We start from the raw sequence: 15,590 nt of genomic DNA, 5'->3' as shown, positions 1-15,590 counted from the left end.
CTGGATCTATTCACTAGCCTATTTATCATGATAAATAGGCTGGCGGCGTGTCGTCAGCATCAACCAGGACGACATCATGACGCTCACATACGAGCAGGCCGGCGCGCTGGCCTGGCAGTGGCTGGAGCAGATCGCCCGGGTCAGCGAGACCGATGACCCAAACCGCAATGGCGTGACACGGCTGTGTGCGACCCGCGAGCATCGCCAGGCACTGGAAATGCTGGGTGGCTGGATGCGTGATGCCGGGATGACGCTGCGCAGCGACCATGGCGCCAACCTGATCGGCCGCTACGCCAGTGCCAACCCCGAGGCACGCACGCTGCTCCTCGGCTCCCACCAGGACACCGTCCCCCACGGCGGCAAGTACGACGGCATCATGGGTGTGCTGCTGCCCCTGGCGCTGGTCCACTACCTCAACCATCACGCCATTGCGCTGCCGTTCCACCTCGACGTGGTGGCCTTCAGCGACGAGGAGGGCACCCGCTTCAGCTCGACGCTGCTCGGCTCCAAGGTGCTCGCTGGAACCTTCGAGCCGTCCATGCTCGACGCCCAGGACGACCAGGGCGTGACCCTGCGCCAGGCGCTGATCGATTTTGGCTGCGATCCCGAGCGCATCGCCGACGACCGCTATGCGCCTGGCGAGGTGCTGGGGTTCGTCGAGGTGCATATCGAGCAGGGCCCGCAGCTCGAAGCCGAGGGCCTGCCGATCGGCGTGGTCAGCGCGATCACTGGCATCGAGCGCCATAAGCTCAGCATCCATGGCCTGGCCGGCCACGCCGGCACGGTGCCGATGCATCTGCGCCAGGACGCGCTGGTAGGGGCCGCCCGGGTGATCGGCCTGGTCGATGAGCTGTGCAAGGCGACCGATGCGCTAGTCGGCGTCGTCGGCAAGATCGACAATTCGCCCAACGGCGTCAACGTGATCCCGCAGCGTACCGATCTCACCATCGAGCTGCGCTCCCCCGACGATGCCACGCGGCTGGCCGCCCGCGAGACGCTGTTGACGCGTATCGATGCGGCGCTCGCCGAGCTCGACCTGCGCCTCGAGCAGCGGCTGATCTATGAGCAGGCCGCGGTGCAGTGTGCCCCGGCGCTGGTGAGTCGACTCGAGGCCGCGGTCGCGGCGAGTGGCGTGACGCCGCGCACCCTTTTTAGCGGCGCCGGCCACGACGGCCTGGCGATGCAGGCGCTGTGCGACATCGGCATGCTGTTCCTGCGCTGCGAGCGGGGCATCAGCCACCATCCCGACGAAGCCATCGAGCCCAATGACCTCGGCGTAGCGGTGGAGGTGCTGGCGCGCTTCGTGACCGCCCTGGCCGAGGCGGAACGCTGATACGCCAGTTAGCGTACGGCAACTGCCGCCAAGGGCGGCAGCGGGATACGTCGCGGCCAGTCGTCGCTGACGATGAACAGCCGCTGCCAACCAGTGGCGCCGTGCAGCATCACCGGCAGCGGCGCTGGGCGCGCCGCGAAGTGCGCGCGGATATGGGCATCCAGTTCGGCCAGCGGCAGCAGCTGCGATGCGCTCGGCGGGGCCAGCCAGTGCGGCTTGCTGAGCCAGGCGCCGCTGGTGTCGGCGTCGAGCCCGTGGCGCAACTCGTCCCACTGAGATTCATGCAGCCAGTGCCCGCGCAGATGGTCAGCGGTGGCCTCGCGGGGGGCGAGTAGAGCGGAGGCATCAGATGCCAGCGGGTAGAACAGCGCGCCGGGAATCGCCAGGCGCTGTTCGATGCCGTTGAGCAGGGCGTCCTCGACCAGCGCCGCTGAGCCAAGCAGTTGGCCGAGGGTGTCGGTATCGCTGATCCGATCGAGCAGCGGCAGCTGGTGGTCGTGAAGATGCTGGCGCTTGACCGCCAGGCTGTCGACGCAGCCGGGGCCGATCCAGCGCGACTGGCTGTCGGCGCCGCCGGGGCCCTCCACCAGGCCCAAGTAGAATTTGATCGCTACCTCGAGATGTATCAGGCGCCCGTCGCAGCGACGCTGGTAGATCAGGTCGAGCTCGCCCAGGGTGCGCTTGTCGCGCTCGATGCGGCAGTTGTGGGCAATCAGACGCGTGCCCGGAGCGCTGTCGAGCAGATGCTGCCAGAGCCGCTCGTGGTAGTGGCCGAGTCGACCGCTGGCGCTGTCGGCGACGCGTCCTTCCAGCAGCAGAGGATCGTGCTGCTGGGCGTCGAGGTACTCGGTGAGGGCAGTGCCGATGAGGCCCAGCTCTTCGCCAGTGGGACGCCCCGGCCACGCCATCGCCAGCAGGTCAGGGGCGGTGATCAGCCAGGCCAGGTCGCGAACCAGCGGGTGGCTGTAGCGTGCGATGAGGCGTTGATCGTCCGTCTGGCACATGCGACTGGCTTCCTTGATACTGATCCCACACCCATTTGACACCGGAGCGGTTGCGATGAACAGGACGTTGACGTGGATGAGTGCCGTGCTGGCCGGCGGCTTGCTGAGCCTGAGTAGCGCCCAGGCGGACGATCCCGTGGTGGTGTCGTCGAAGATCGATACCGAAGGCGCCGTGCTTGGTCAGTTGATCCTGCTCAGTCTGGAGCGGGCCGGTATCGACGTCGAGGATCGCACCCAGCTGGGTGGTACCAGCATCGTGCGCGAGGCGATCATCGCCGGCGAGATCGATATCTACCCGGAATACACCGGCAACGGTGCCTTCTTCTTCGACATGGCCGACAGCGACCTGTGGCGCGATGCCGAGGCGGCACATGCCGAAGTCGCCGCGCTGGACCTCGAGCGCAACGGCCTGGTGTGGCTGACGCCCGCCAACGCCAACAATACCTGGGCGATGAGCGTGCGCGGCGATGTGGCCCGCGAGCACGGTCTCGAGACCCTCGAAGACCTGGCCGACTACCTGGCCGACGGCGGCGAGTTCATCTTTGCCGCCAGCGCCGAGTTCGTCGAGTCCGAGGCGGCGCTGCCGGCGTTTCAGGACGCCTACGGCTTCGAGCTGAGTTCCGACCAGCTGGTGGTGCTGTCGGGGGGCAACACCGCCGCCACCCTGCGTGCTGCCGCGCTACAGACCAACGGCGTCAATGCCGCCATGGCCTACGGCACCGACGGCGGGCTCAATGCCCTGGATATCAAGGTGCTCGAGGATACCCTGGCGGTGCAGCCGGTCTACCAGCCGGCGCCGCTGATCCGCGAGGACGTGCTCGAGGCGTATCCGGAGATCGAGTCGCTGCTGACGCCGGTCTTCGAGGCCCTGGACCTGGAGACCCTGCAGCGCCTCAACGGCGACGTGGCGGTCGAAGGTGCCGACCCGCGCCAGGTCGCCAGCGAGTTTCTCGACGGGCTCTGAGCGACGTGAGTGATGTTGCCGGGGCGCCGCCTGCCGCGGCGCCCAATCCGGTGCTGCTGGTGCTCACTGCACTGGCTGCGGCGGTCATGCTCGGCCTGCCGCTGGTCAGCGTCCAGCCCAACCGCATCATGCCCGGAGAGGGCCTGACGCTGTGGGCCCTGGGAGGGCCGCTGGCGCTGGCTGGCGTGCTGATCCTGCTAGCCGCCCTGGCCTGGCTGGGGTTGCGGCCCACGCGGCGTGCATTGGCGACGGCCCTGGCGCTGGTTGGCCTGTGCCTGGCGCTGCTGCCGTGGGGCCTGGTGGCGGTTGCGGCCGAGCACATCGACCCCGACATGGCGTCGGCCAGGATCGGCCTCGGTGCTGGCCTGTGGGCGTTACTTTTCGTGCTGCTGCTGGCGCTGCTGGAGCTGCTCAACCGCCTGACGCTGGCGCCGCTGCCGCGCTGGGGGCTGACGCTGGTGCTGGCCTTGTCGCTGTTCGCCGCCTTGGCCAGCGGCGGGCTCGACAGCCTGGCGCTGATGCGTGAGTACCACGGCCGCAGTGCCGCCTTTCATGCCGCGCTGCGCTATCACCTGCTGCTGGTGGCGGCGGTGGTCGGCATCAGCCTGCTGCTGGCGGCCGCGCTGGCGCTGGCCATGCGGCGCTGGGCGGGGCTGCGCCGAGGGACCTTCAGCGTGCTCAGCGTACTGCAGACGATTCCCAGCCTGGCGCTGTTCGGGCTGCTGCTGGCGCCGCTGGCCTATCTCGCCGCGCGTTTTACCTGGCTGGGCGACCTGGGAGTGCGCGGCATCGGCTGGGCGCCGGCGTTTATCGCCCTGGTCGCCTACAGCCTGCTGCCGATGACCCGCAACGCCTACGTGGCCCTCGATGAGGTGGCCGCCGACGTCACCGATGCCGCGCGTGGCATGGGCATGAGCCCCGCGCAGGTGTTCTGGCAGGTGAGGCTGCCGCTGGCGCTGCCGGTAATGCTGGAGGGGATTCGCATCACCGCGGTGCAGGCCATCGGCCTTGCTGCCGTGGCGGCGCTGATCGGCGCCGGCGGGCTGGGCACCTTCATCTTCCAGGGGCTGGGGCAGGCGGCGATGGACCTGGTGCTGCTGGGAGCCTTGCCGATCATTCTTATCGCGCTGCTGGTGGATGGCGCGTTCAGCGCCCTGGCCGAGCAGCTGCGCCGCGCTCAGGGAAGGGGAGTCGCACATGGCTGAACGAGACGCTAGCGCGCCGACCATGATCGAGCTCGATGCGGTCACCAAGCGCTTCGGCGATGCCGCGGCGGTGGACGCCATCTCGCTTGCCATTCCCCGCGGCGAGCTGTGCGTGCTGGTGGGGACGTCCGGCTGCGGCAAGTCGACCACCCTGCGCATGATCAACCGCCTGATCGAACATACTGCCGGGCAGATTCGCATCGACGGCCAGCAGATCCGCGACTTCGACGAGCAGCGTCTGCGGCGGCGGATCGGCTACGCCATCCAGAGTACCGGGCTGTTTCCCCACTGGACGGTGGCGCGCAATATCGGCCTGGTACCACGCCTGCTGCGCTGGCCAACGTCGCGGATCGCTGCGCGGGTCAGCGAACTGCTGGCGCTGCTTGGCCTCGACGAGGGCGAGTTCGCCGGCAAGTACCCTCACCAGCTCTCCGGCGGCCAGGCGCAGCGGGTCGGCGTAGCGCGAGCCCTGGCCGCGGATCCCGAGGTGCTGCTGATGGACGAGCCCTTCGGGGCGCTCGACCCGATTACCCGCGAAAGCCTGCAGGACGAGCTTTTGCGGCTGCAGGCGCGGCTGCACAAGACCATCGTCTTCGTCACCCACGACATGGACGAGGCGCTCAAGCTGGCTGACCGTATCGTGGTCATGGACGCCGGTCGTATCGTCCAGCAGGGCAGTGCTGAGGCGCTGCTTCGGGAGCCGGCCAACGCCTTCGTCGAATCGCTGCTGGGCGGGCGCGATCGTGGCCTCAAGCACGCCGCGCTGACCCGGGTGGCGGAGCGCATGCGCCCGTTCAGCGACGCCCAGCGAGGCGCCCGGGCGCAGGAGACGCTGAGCGTTGCCGCCGACGACAGCCTGCGCCAAGCGCTGTCGCTGATGCTGTGGCACGGCGTCGACAGCCTGCTGGTCAGCGACCCTGACGGCCAGGTGATCGGCAGCCTCTCGCTGCAGGATGCCGTGATCCAGCGGGACGCCAGCCCATGAGCGTGGTGCATCGCTTGAGTGCGCCGCTGGCCTGGGCGCTGCTGCTGCTGGCCCTGATGCTGCTGATGCCGCAGTTGGAGGCGGCGTTTCGGCTGGTCGCGCCGGATAACCGCACCTTGATCTACCAGCGTGACAGCTTCGCCAGCCTGGTCGCCAACCACCTGCTGCTGGTCGGGGTGGCCTCGCTGTGCGCCATCGTAGTGGGCATGGGCGCGGCGATACTGGTCACCCGCCAATGGGGGCGTGATTTCCTGCCGTTGGTCAGCCAGTTGGCCTCGATCGGCCAGACCTTTCCGCCGGTGGCGGTGCTGGCGCTGGCGGTGCCGGTACTCGGCTTCGGCAGCCAGCCGACCATCGTTGCACTGATCCTCTACGGGCTGCTGCCGATCGTGCGCAATACCCTGGTCGGGATTCAAGGCATTGCCCCGGGGGTGATGGAGTCGGCGCGCGGCATGGGCATGTCGGGGCGCCAGATCCTGTGGCAGGTGGAACTGCCGCTGGCGCGGCCGGTGATCCTGGCCGGGATTCGCACCTCGGTGACCATCAATATCGCCACCGCGGCGATCGGCTCGACCATCGGCGCGCGGACCCTGGGCGACCCGATCATCGCCGGCATCGTCAACGGCAACACGGCGTTCATCCTGCAAGGCGCGCTCCTGATCGCACTGCTGGCGCTGTGCGTGGATAGCCTGTTCGAGCGGCTAGCGTCGCGTTGAGGCGTCGCCAGGCGCGCCGATGGCGTTGGTGTCGCACTGCAGGATGACGTTAACGTAAACTGATGATAGCGTTGACCCTCGTATGGGTGAGATGGCGCCGAGCAGCTACCTTGAGAACAGGGGCATATACCCCAGCGCCCAACGGCCGCGCCCACAAGGCGACGCGTCTCCTCCGACCACTACCCCAGGGAGAGGATCATGACCCGCGACACTTCCACCGTACACGTCCCGCAGTTCATGACCGGTGACGAATGGCAGATTCCGACCTTTGCGCTACTGCGCCAGGACGGCACGCTGCACGACGGCGCCGAAGCCCCCGAGTTGAGCCAGGACAAGGCGCTGCGTATCTACCGCGCGATGCGTTTCACCCGCGTGCTCGACGAGCGCATGCTGGCCGCCCAGCGCCAGGGGCGGCTGAGTTTCTACCTGCAGTGCACCGGGGAGGAGGCCACCGTGGTCGGCGCCACCGCGGCGCTGCAGGACGACGACATGATCATGGCCCAGTACCGCGAGCAGGGCGCGTTGGCCTATCGCGGTTTCTCCATCGACGAGTTCATGAACCAGCTGTTCGGTAATGCCCTGGACTACGGCAAGGGGCGCCAGATGCCGATCCACTACGGCTCCGCCGAGTACCACTACATGACCATCTCCTCGCCGCTGGCGACCCAGATTCCCCAGGCGGTGGGCTACGCCTATGGCCAGAAGCTGGATGGTGAAGGACGCTGCACCATCACCTTCTTCGGCGAGGGAGCCGCTTCCGAGGGCGATTTCCATGCCGCGCTCAACATGGCCTCGGTGCATCAGGTGCCGGTGATTTTCCTGTGTCGCAACAACGGCTACGCCATCTCCACCCCGACCTCCGAGCAGTTCGCCGCCGACGGCATCGCCCCGCGGGCCTTCGGCTATCGCATGCACGTGATCCGCGTCGACGGCAACGACCTGCTGGCGGTCTACCAGGCGACGCTGGCGGCACGCCGGATCGCCGTCGAGGAGAATAAGCCGGTGCTGATCGAGGCCATGACCTACCGCCTGGCGGCGCACTCTTCCTCGGACGACCCCTCCGGCTATCGCAGCCAGCAGGAGGAGGCGGCGTGGCGCGAGAAGGATCCGCTGGCGCGCATGCGCCACTGGCTCGAGCGCCAAGGCTGGTGGGACGACGACGCGGAGCGCCACCAAGAGGAGCAGCTGCGCGGCGAGATCCTGGCCGCCATGAAGCGCGCCGAGCGTGAAGCGCCGCCGCCCTTGGCGAGCCTGGTCAGCGACGTCTACGACCAAGTTCCGCCGGCCCTGGCCGAGCAGCTGGCAGCGCTGGAAGCGCATGTGCGCCGCTACCCCGAAGAGTATCCGCGCGGCGCGGCCGGGCTCGACGGCGTTGCTGAGACAGCGGCGGGAGGGCAGTGACATGGCGCACATGAACATGCTTCAGGCGATCAATCAGGCGCTGGATGTGGCCATGGACAGCGACCCGCGGGTGATCTGTTTCGGCGAGGACGTGGGCAGCTTCGGCGGAGTGTTCCGCGCCACCAGCCACCTGCAGGAGAAATACGGCAAGGCGCGCTGTTTCAATACGCCGCTGGTGGAGCAGGGCATCGTCGGCTTCGCCAACGGCCTGGCCGCCCAGGGCCACAGAGCGGTCGCCGAGATCCAGTTCGCCGACTACATCTATCCCGCCTTCGACCAGATCGTCAACGAGAGTGCCAAGTTCCGCTACCGTTCGGGCAGTCTGTTCGACGTCGGCGGCCTGACGATTCGCACCCCCTACGGTGGCGGCATCTCCGGCGGCCACTACCATTCGCAGTCGCCGGAGGCCTACTTCGCCCACACCCCCGGCCTCAAGGTGGTAGTGCCGCGCAATCCGCACCAGGCCAAGGGGCTGCTGCTGGCGTCGATCCGCGACCCCAACCCGGTGCTGTTCTTCGAGCCCAAGCGGCTCTACCGGGCCTCCAGCGGCGAGGTGCCCGAGGGCGACTACCAGCTGCCGCTGGGCGAGGCCGAGGTAGTCAAGGAGGGGGCCGACATCACCCTGGTGGCGTGGGGGGCGCAGATGCCGATCCTCGAGGAGGCCGCCGAGCTCGCCGAGCGCGAGGGCATCTCCTGCGAGGTGATCGACCTGCGCAGCATCCTGCCCTGGGATCGCGACTGCGTGGCCGACTCGGTGTTCAAGACCGGCCGTCTGGTGATCAGCCACGAAGCGCCGCTCACCGGCGGCTTCGCCGCCGAGATCTCTGCCACCATCCAGCAGCGCTGCTTCCTGTATCTGGAGTCGCCCATCGCCCGGGTCACCGGGTTGGATACGCCGTTTCCGCTGACCCTGGAAAAGGAGTATCTGCCCGATGCGTTGAAGATCCTCGAGGCGATCCGCGCCAGCGTCAATTTCTAGGGATGGGAGTCGTGTCATGAGCGAATTCAAACTGCCCGATATCGGTGAGGGCATCGTCGAGTGTGAAGTGGTCAAGTGGCTGGTCAGCGAGGGCGACGAGATCCATGAGGACCAGCCGGTGGTCGAGGTGATGACCGACAAGGCGCTGGTCGAGATCACCGCCCCGGAGAGCGGCCGGGTCACGGCGCTGCACTATGCCGAGGGCGAGAGCGCCAGGGTGCACTCGGCGCTGTTCAGCTATCAGGGCAGCGGGCAGGAGGGCGAGGCCGAGAGCGCGGGGGCGTTGGGCGAGGCAGCGCCAACCTCGCCTGAGCCCGATGCCGTTCGTGCCGCGGCCGGCGAAGCGGCGCCGCGTCCGCGGCGCGTTCCGGCGAGCCCTGCGGTGCGACGCCTGGCGCGGGAGCTGGGCGTGGCGCTGAACGAGGTGACGGGCTCCGGCAAGGATGGCCGGGTCCTGAAGGAGGACCTGCAGGCGATTCAGCGGCCAGATGCGGCGTCACGGCCCGCTGCGAGCAGCGAGACGGCGGCACGCGTCGAGCAACAGAGCGGGCTGCGCGCGGCGATGGCCCGGCATATGCGCGAGGCGGTGTCGATTCCGCACTTCCACTACGGCGAGGAGATCGATGTCACGTCGCTGCTGGCGCTGCATGGACGGCTCAAGGCCTCGGCCGACGCGGCTGGCCAGCGGCTGACGCTGATGGCGCTGTTCATGAAGTCCCTGGCGTTGGCGCTGGCGGAGCATCCCCGCATCAACGCCGGCTATCGACCCGAGAGCGATGAGGTGCACTTTCATCAGCACTGTCATATCGGCATGGCGGTGGACAGCCCCGCGGGGTTGATCGTACCGGTGGTGCGCCACGTCGAGGAGCATAGCCTGTTGACCCTGGCCGGCGAGATCGCGCGCCTGACCCAGGCTGCCCGCGACGGCCGAGTGGGCGGCGACGATCTGAAGGGGGCGACCATCACGCTATCCAACATCGGCGCGCTGGGCGGCACCTATGCGACGCCGATCATCAGCGCGCCCCAGGTGGCGATCGGCGCCATCGGCCGGGTGCAGCACCTGCCGCGCTTCGATGCGGACGGCGCGGTAGTGTCGCGGGCGATCATCACGGTTACCTGGGCCGGCGATCATCGCGTCCTCGACGGCGGCGACATGGCACGCTTCTGTCAGGCGTGGAAGGGCTACCTGGAGGCCCCGGAATCGATGCTGCTGCATCTCGGTTGAGGGGACCGCGATGAGCGAGGCGCCGCTGCAGCAGTTCTATATCCCCGAAGAGCAGTCGATCTACCTGCTCAGCCACGACGATGCGCGCAAGCTCAAGGATTGGGTAGCGCTGTGTCGCTCGCAGCTCGAGCAACTCGGCTATCAGGATATTGCGCTGATCGGCAAGGGCGCCTACGGCTTCGTGTTTGCCGGCCGCCCCAGAGCGCTGGAGAGCACCTGGCTGGTGTTCAAGTTCAACCGCATTACCCTGCCGGCCCAGCTACAGGCACGCCTCGAGGAGGAGGCCTTCATGCTCGAGCAGGTCGACCACCCTCAGGTACCGCGGCTGGTGGCCTTTCAGCGCGTGCGCCAGCAGTCGATCCTGGTCATGGAGCGCGCCCCGGGGCTCAACCTGGAGGAGGTCTCGCTGCGCGAGGGGCCGCTGAGCCCGCGGCTGGTGGTGCATATTGCCGCGCAGTTGGCGGATATCCTGCGCGCCTTGCGCAGCGGGTCGCGGGTGGTGGTGCACGGCGATATCAAGCCCTCTAACCTGGTGTTCGATGCCGCCAGCGAGCGCGTTGCGCTGATCGACTGGGGCTCGTCGGTGTTCGCTCAGCTCGATGCCCAGCACCAGCATCTGGCCAGCGGCATCGCCTCGCTGATGGCGGATGACCTGCAGCACACCAATGCGCGGCTCGGCGATGTCTATTTCATCGGTGAGGAACAGCTCAACGGCGCGCTGTCGTCGCCGCGTTTCGATGAGCAGGGCGCGGCGGCCACGCTGTATGCGCTGGCGGCGGGGCAGTCGTGTCGCTTCGCCTGGCGCGCCATACCGCCGACCTCGCTGGGGCTGCCCAAGGAGTTCGCGCGGGTACTGGAGGCACTGCTCGACGACGACCCCGCGCTGCGCTACCGCGCCGGCGACTACTTCCTGCGTGAGATGCCGCGCCTGGCGCGCCACGTGATGCTCGACCTGCCCGGCTCGCCGCCGGCACCTTTGGTGCCGGTCTGGAGCCGCCGCGCCGACCGCGACATCGACACCGTGGTCTACAGTTCGCGCAAGGCCTTCCTGCGCGAGGAGGGGGCTGCGGCGTCGCCTGCCGAGGTCAACGACGTGCAGCTCGACCGCTACTACAAGCAGTTCATGCAGGGCATGGGCGACACCGAGAAGGCCTTCCTGGCGGCGGTCAGCCGGCTGGGGCGCTATCCGGTGGTCGGTGGCCTGGCGGTGCGCTGGGAGCGCGACGGGGTCTATATCGACACCTCGCTCAACCTGCATGACCCGTCGCGACGCGACGCCTTCGTCAGCGCGGTCAACGCCATGGTCCAACTGGCCCGTGCCATCTACCGCCAGGGTATCTTCAAGAGCTGCCTGTTCAACGCCCGCGACACCCTGCACATCGATCGCACAGGGCCCGACGCGCCGTTTCGTGCCGTGCCGGGCATGGCGCTGCCCTATGAGGTCAGCGCGGTACCCGAGCTCGAGGACGACAGTCGCGTGCACTCCTACTTCGAGGATGGCCCGGACCCGGAGGAGCTATTGGTGCTGCCGGCGACCATCATCAATGCGCTGGAGGCGCTCAACGGCATTCGCCATACCGGCATGATCATCTTCGAGGCGCTGCCCACCCACCTCAAGATACACAGCTACTACCGGCTGCTCGACCCCAGCCAGGAACCTGCCTTCGCCGAGCTGTTAGCAACGATTCTCGCGGCGATCGATCAGATCGAGGGGCTCGGGGTATCGGGCTATATGAAGATGCCCTACAAGGACACCCGCTTCTTTACCCATATCGAACGCCTGCCCGAGCGCTACTATCCGGCCAACCCGCGTGCCGGGGCCGATCATGGTTAGTAGCTACTCCTAGTGAGGGACGCCGGGGGCAGGTCGAAGAGGAGGTTTCGATGCCATGGATGGCATCGGTAGCGCCCAGGGATGGTTTACAGCGCCTCCTCGTAGGCCTGCCGACGGATCAGTCCCAGCAGTGCTGCGATTACCTATGCTCGGTTGGTCCTCAGGCCCCAGAGGCGTTGACCCATCCTGCCGAGTGGCTAGAATGGCTCGCTAACTGCATTCTCACGCCCGGGACGACTCGGCGCGTGCCTGCCGTTTCGGGGACGGCCCCGCCCGACGTGAGTCATCGTTCATGCATATTGCCTGGATCTACCTGCTGGCGGCAGGGCTGCTGGAAGTCGCCTGGGCGCTGGGGCTCAAGGCCTCCCACGGTTTCACCCGGCCACTGGCCAGCGTGTTTACCGTGGTCACCATGGCGGCGAGCTTCTATCTTCTCTCATTGGCCATGAAGAGCCTGCCGGTGGGCACCGCCTATGCCATCTGGGTGGGAATCGGTGCGATAGGCACGGTGCTGCTGGGCATCGTGATCTACGGCGACAGCGCCAACCCTTGGCGGCTATTCAGCCTGGTGCTGATTCTGGCCGGGCTAATCGGCCTCAAGCTGGCCAGTTAGCTGTTACAGCAAGCCCTGGCGACGCATGGTATCGGTGATGATCGGCACCGGCGTCATCAGGTGCTCGCACATCATCGCGCTGGCGCGCTCGGCATCGCGGGCCAGTACCACCTCGACCAGGGCGGCGTGCTCCTGGCGCTTGGCCTCGAGTGCCGTCTCGGAGAACACCGTTTCGCGCAGCCATAGATGGCGGTAGCGCTCGACCTGGTCGAACAGGCTGTCGCGCACCTGCATTAAATGCGGGGAGTTGCAGCCGGCCACCATGGCGGTGTGAAACGCCTTGTGGCGGCTGTCCCAGACGTCGAGTACCTCGTCCGGGCCGTTGACCTCCATGACCCGCGACAGGGTATGGGCCTTGGCCAGGATATCCGCCTCCCAGGCATCGTCGCCGCGCTCGATGGCCAGGCGCAGCAGCATGGCCTCGAGCTGTGAGCGAGCGTCGTAGAGGTCGTGGAGTTCAGCCAGTGACATCGGCGCGACCCGGTAGCCGCGCTGGCTGATGGCGACCACCAGACGTTCCGCCACCAGCTGCGAGAGCGCTTCGCGCAGCGGGCCAACCCCGAGACCGTAGCACTCCTTGAGTTTGCTCATCAGCAGCTTTTCACCGGGGCGGAACTGGCCGCGAGTGATGTCGCGCTTGAGGCTTTGATAGGCGCTGATGGCGAGGTTCTGGCGCGGTTGGCTGTCCGTGGTCGAGGGCATGGCGATCCTTGGCTGAGTGACGATGCTGCTCTGGATGATACTCAAACCGCGCTGAACTGGCGAAATATTCGCCTGGAAGCTGATATTATCCAATAACGTCAACATTCAGCCTAGCGTGAGGCGCGTGTGTACGATTTCATCATCATCGGCGGCGGAATTCTCGGGCTCTCCACGGCCATGCAGCTCAACCGCGTCTATCCGGGGCGCCGCATGCTGCTGCTCGACAAGGAGGAGGGGCCGGCGCGCCACCAGAGCGGGCACAACAGCGGCGTGATCCACGCCGGGGTCTACTACGCGCCGGGGAGTCTCAAGGCGCGCTTCTGCCTGGCCGGTAACCGCGCTACCAAGGCGTTCTGCGATGAGCACGGGATCGCCTACGACACCTGCGGCAAGCTGCTGGTCGCCACCAACGCGCTGGAGCTGGAGCGTATGCAGGCGCTGTGGGAGCGGACCGAGGCCAACGGCCTGGAGCGCCACTGGCTGAGTGCCGATGAGCTGCATGAGCGGGAGCCCAATATCGTCGGCGAGGGGGCGATCCTGGTGCCGTCCAGCGGCATCGTCGACTACGCCGAGGTGGCGCGGGCCATGGCCGCCGAGTTCGAGCGCCAGGGCGGTGAGCTGCAGTTCGCCACCGAGGTCACCGGCATCGAGGAGCGCCCCCACGAGGTGGTGCTTAAGACCCGCCAGGGCGACTTCGTCAGCCGCTACCTGGTGTCCTGCTCGGGACTGATGGCCGACCGCCTGGTGCGCATGCTGGGCAAGAACCCGGGGTTCACCATCTGTCCGTTCCGCGGCGAGTACTACCAGCTGCCGGCCACCCGCAACCGCATCGTCAAGCACCTGATTTACCCGATTCCCGATCCCTCGATGCCGTTTCTCGGCGTACACCTGACGCGCATGATCGACGGCAGCGTCACGGTCGGTCCCAACGCGGTGCTGGCACTCAAGCGCGAGGGCTATCGCAAGTCCGACGTGTCGCTGCTCGACATGGCTAGGATGTTCTCCAACCCTGGCATTCTCAAGGCGCTGGGCAAGAACCTGCGGCCAGGGCTGGTGGAGATGAAGAATTCGCTGTTTCGCAAGGGCTATCTCGAGGAGGTGCGCAAGTACTGCCCGAGCCTGACCCTCGACGACCTGGGCCCCTATCCCTCGGGGGTGCGCGCCCAGGCGGTATCGCGGGAGGGCAAGCTGATCGACGACTTCCTGTTCGTCAACACGCGGCGCACCGTCAACGTCTGCAATGCGCCGTCGCCGGCGGCCACCTCGGCGCTGCCGATCGGCGCGCATATCGTCGACAAGGTGCGTGCCCAGGTCGATGCCTAGAAGGTGAAGGTGCCGCCGCGCACCGGGGTCATGCGACCGGAGTCGATGATCGGCCCTGTCGGTTGGCCCTCCGGGGCACCGCCCTCCGGTTCGACGCTGACCGCAAGATCGGCGGTCATCAGCAGCTCGCGCAGTTCCTCGCTGGGCGCCAGGGTGTGACGCCCTTCGCTGGGCAGCAGGCCCAGCGAGATCGGCGTCTCGTCGGCGATCAGCCACAGCTCGCCGGTCTGCTGGGCGCCAACCTGGGTGGGCTGCACGGCCTGGACGTAGAGCTCACCGCTATCCGTCGCGCTGATGATCCAGCCCGGCGTGCGCTGCTCGTCGAGTACCACGTAGACGGCCTGGCCATCGTCGGGAAGCGGTGTGATATCGCTCTGGCTCCACAGCAGCCCGAGTGCCAGTGCTGCCGCGGCAAAGGTGCCGCTGGCGGTGCGCCATATGCCCAGCGACTGCCACCAGGGGCGTGGCGCAATACCGGTAGCGCTGGCGATGCGCCGCCACACCTCGGCGGGCGGCAGGCGCGGGTCGAGCTGGTCGTTGAACAGCTGCAGGTGCTCGCGCCAGCGCGCCACGTCGTTCTGCAGGTCGTGGCTGACCGCCAGCAGCGCTTCGAAGCGCGCCTTCTGCTGGGCGTCGAGCGTGCCCAGCACATATTCGCCGGCGGCGAGATGGCGCTCGTCGGGGTCGCTCAGATCCCAGTCGTCAGACATGATTTCAATCTCTCCAGGCCGCGGCGTACCCAACTCTTGACCGTGCCCAGCGGCTGGGTGATGGCGCCGGCCAGCTCGCTGTGGGTCAAGCCGTGGAAGAAAGCCAGTTCAAGTACCTGGCGCTGCTTGGCGGGCAGTATCTTGAGACACTCATGCAACTGGCTGCTCTCCTGATCGCGCTGGCCGTCAGCGGCTGGGTCATCGAGCCCGGCCAGCTCGTCGATCAGGGCCTGGCCGTCGGCCTCCTGTGGGCGTTGGCGGCGCAGCCAGTCGATGCCAATGTTGCGGGTCAGGGTGCTCAGCCAGGTCATCGGCTTGGCGCGACTGGCATCGTACTGCCCGGCAGACTGCCAGACGCGAATGAAGACCTGCTGCAGGCAGTCCTGGGCGGCACTCTCGTTTCTTACAATACGCAGCAGCTGGGCGTACAGATGCGGGCTGGCCAGGCGATAGACTCGCTCCAGCGCCTGACCGTCGCCCTGCGCGCAGGCGGCAAGGCTGGTCACGAGAGGGTCTTGAGACGAATCTGACATGCCGGATTCCTTGGCTATCCTGCCCGGTGGCTTGGCAGGCATTGAGTATCCCCAATCCGCTAT

General features: G+C 67.3%; 15 protein-coding genes. 11 read left to right on the top strand and 4 right to left on the bottom strand.

Annotation, left to right across the window (positions count from 1 at the left end):
* Window positions 1-76: 76 nt before the first annotated feature.
* Window positions 77-1,333: an allantoate amidohydrolase gene (locus BWR19_09875; protein APX93215.1), complete on the top strand. Its 1,257-nt coding sequence runs from the start codon at window positions 77-79 to the stop codon at window positions 1,331-1,333.
* An 8-nt stretch (window positions 1,334-1,341) separates the two neighbouring features.
* On the opposite strand, the gene BWR19_09870 is transcribed toward BWR19_09875, so the two are convergent.
* Window positions 1,342-2,337 carry a hypothetical protein gene (locus tag BWR19_09870; GenBank protein APX93214.1) on the bottom strand — a complete coding sequence of 332 codons (996 nt, stop codon included), beginning with the start codon at window positions 2,335-2,337 and terminating at the stop codon, window positions 1,342-1,344.
* A 55-nt stretch (window positions 2,338-2,392) separates the two neighbouring features.
* On the opposite strand from BWR19_09870, the gene BWR19_09865 reads away from it, so the two are divergent.
* The 9 genes from BWR19_09865 (at window position 2,393) to BWR19_09825 (ending at window position 12,259) form a co-directional block, all read left to right on the top strand.
* Window positions 2,393-3,301, top strand: coding sequence for an ABC transporter substrate-binding protein (locus BWR19_09865; GenBank protein APX93213.1), 909 nt, complete (start codon window positions 2,393-2,395; stop codon window positions 3,299-3,301).
* Window positions 3,298-4,506 carry an ABC transporter permease gene (locus tag BWR19_09860; GenBank protein ID APX94980.1) on the top strand — a complete coding sequence of 403 codons (1,209 nt, stop codon included), beginning with the start codon at window positions 3,298-3,300 and terminating at the stop codon, window positions 4,504-4,506. The genes BWR19_09865 and BWR19_09860 overlap by 4 nt, the downstream gene beginning before the upstream one ends.
* A 22-nt stretch (window positions 4,507-4,528) precedes the next feature.
* Window positions 4,529-5,491, top strand: coding sequence for an ABC transporter (locus tag BWR19_09855; protein APX93212.1), 963 nt, complete (start codon window positions 4,529-4,531; stop codon window positions 5,489-5,491).
* Window positions 5,488-6,207: an osmoprotectant uptake system permease gene (locus BWR19_09850; protein ID APX93211.1), complete on the top strand. Its 720-nt coding sequence runs from the start codon at window positions 5,488-5,490 to the stop codon at window positions 6,205-6,207. The genes BWR19_09855 and BWR19_09850 overlap by 4 nt, the downstream gene beginning before the upstream one ends.
* Before the next feature lie 198 nt (window positions 6,208-6,405).
* Window positions 6,406-7,608 (top strand): 3-methyl-2-oxobutanoate dehydrogenase, encoded by a 1,203-nt coding sequence (locus BWR19_09845; GenBank protein APX93210.1) that lies wholly within the window; start codon window positions 6,406-6,408, stop codon window positions 7,606-7,608.
* Window position 7,609: 1 nt separating this feature from the next.
* Complete coding sequence (locus BWR19_09840; protein ID APX93209.1) at window positions 7,610-8,587, top strand: alpha-ketoacid dehydrogenase subunit beta; 978 nt, start codon at window positions 7,610-7,612, stop codon at window positions 8,585-8,587.
* A 16-nt stretch (window positions 8,588-8,603) separates the two neighbouring features.
* On the top strand, window positions 8,604-9,812 hold the full coding sequence (locus tag BWR19_09835; GenBank protein ID APX93208.1) for a dihydrolipoamide acetyltransferase: 1,209 nt from the start codon (window positions 8,604-8,606) through the stop codon (window positions 9,810-9,812).
* Between the two features lie 10 nt (window positions 9,813-9,822).
* The gene (locus BWR19_09830) at window positions 9,823-11,646 is read left to right on the top strand and encodes a serine/threonine protein kinase (GenBank protein APX93207.1); all 1,824 of its coding nucleotides are present in this window, start codon (window positions 9,823-9,825) and stop codon (window positions 11,644-11,646) included.
* Window positions 11,647-11,938: 292 nt separating this feature from the next.
* Entirely contained in the window at window positions 11,939-12,259 is a 321-nt protein-coding gene (locus BWR19_09825) for a QacE family quaternary ammonium compound efflux SMR transporter (GenBank protein ID APX93206.1), read from the top strand.
* 3 nt (window positions 12,260-12,262) lie between these two features.
* Here the strand turns inward: BWR19_09825 and BWR19_09820 are convergent, their stop codons facing one another.
* Window positions 12,263-12,961, bottom strand: a complete 699-nt coding sequence (locus BWR19_09820; protein APX93205.1) for a GntR family transcriptional regulator — start codon at window positions 12,959-12,961, stop codon at window positions 12,263-12,265.
* A gap of 126 nt (window positions 12,962-13,087) precedes the next feature.
* Here BWR19_09820 and BWR19_09815 point away from each other — a divergent pair, with 126 nt between their 5' ends.
* Complete coding sequence (locus BWR19_09815) at window positions 13,088-14,284, top strand: hydroxyglutarate oxidase (protein APX93204.1); 1,197 nt, start codon at window positions 13,088-13,090, stop codon at window positions 14,282-14,284.
* On the opposite strand, the gene BWR19_09810 is transcribed toward BWR19_09815, so the two are convergent.
* Complete coding sequence (locus BWR19_09810; GenBank protein ID APX93203.1) at window positions 14,281-14,994, bottom strand: hypothetical protein; 714 nt, start codon at window positions 14,992-14,994, stop codon at window positions 14,281-14,283. The genes BWR19_09815 and BWR19_09810 overlap by 4 nt on opposite strands.
* Window positions 14,973-15,527, bottom strand: a complete 555-nt coding sequence (locus BWR19_09805) for a hypothetical protein (GenBank protein ID APX93202.1) — start codon at window positions 15,525-15,527, stop codon at window positions 14,973-14,975. Before BWR19_09805 ends, BWR19_09810 begins: the two co-directional genes overlap by 22 nt.
* Window positions 15,528-15,590 lie beyond the last annotated feature (63 nt).

This window comes from Halomonas sp. 1513 (assembly GCA_001971685.1).
GTDB lineage: Bacteria > Pseudomonadota > Gammaproteobacteria > Pseudomonadales > Halomonadaceae > Franzmannia.
This window is presented reverse-complemented; position numbering and strand designations above follow the sequence as displayed.

Bases quoted from the DNA above. Each gene is read 5' to 3' on its own strand.
- BWR19_09875 (APX93215.1), top strand. From the start codon at position 77: ATGACGCTCACATACGAGCAGGCCGGCGCGCTGGCCTGGCAGTGGCTG.
- BWR19_09870 (APX93214.1), bottom strand. From the start codon at position 2,337: ATGTGCCAGACGGACGATCAACGCCTCATCGCACGCTACAGCCACCCG.
- BWR19_09865 (APX93213.1), top strand. From the start codon at position 2,393: ATGAACAGGACGTTGACGTGGATGAGTGCCGTGCTGGCCGGCGGCTTG.
- BWR19_09855 (APX93212.1), top strand. From the start codon at position 4,529: ATGATCGAGCTCGATGCGGTCACCAAGCGCTTCGGCGATGCCGCGGCG.
- BWR19_09850 (APX93211.1), top strand. From the start codon at position 5,488: ATGAGCGTGGTGCATCGCTTGAGTGCGCCGCTGGCCTGGGCGCTGCTG.
- BWR19_09845 (APX93210.1), top strand. From the start codon at position 6,406: ATGACCCGCGACACTTCCACCGTACACGTCCCGCAGTTCATGACCGGT.
- BWR19_09840 (APX93209.1), top strand. From the start codon at position 7,610: ATGGCGCACATGAACATGCTTCAGGCGATCAATCAGGCGCTGGATGTG.
- BWR19_09835 (APX93208.1), top strand. From the start codon at position 8,604: ATGAGCGAATTCAAACTGCCCGATATCGGTGAGGGCATCGTCGAGTGT.
- BWR19_09830 (APX93207.1), top strand. From the start codon at position 9,823: ATGAGCGAGGCGCCGCTGCAGCAGTTCTATATCCCCGAAGAGCAGTCG.
- BWR19_09825 (APX93206.1), top strand. From the start codon at position 11,939: ATGCATATTGCCTGGATCTACCTGCTGGCGGCAGGGCTGCTGGAAGTC.
- BWR19_09820 (APX93205.1), bottom strand. From the start codon at position 12,961: ATGCCCTCGACCACGGACAGCCAACCGCGCCAGAACCTCGCCATCAGC.
- BWR19_09810 (APX93203.1), bottom strand. From the start codon at position 14,994: ATGTCTGACGACTGGGATCTGAGCGACCCCGACGAGCGCCATCTCGCC.
- BWR19_09805 (APX93202.1), bottom strand. From the start codon at position 15,527: ATGTCAGATTCGTCTCAAGACCCTCTCGTGACCAGCCTTGCCGCCTGC.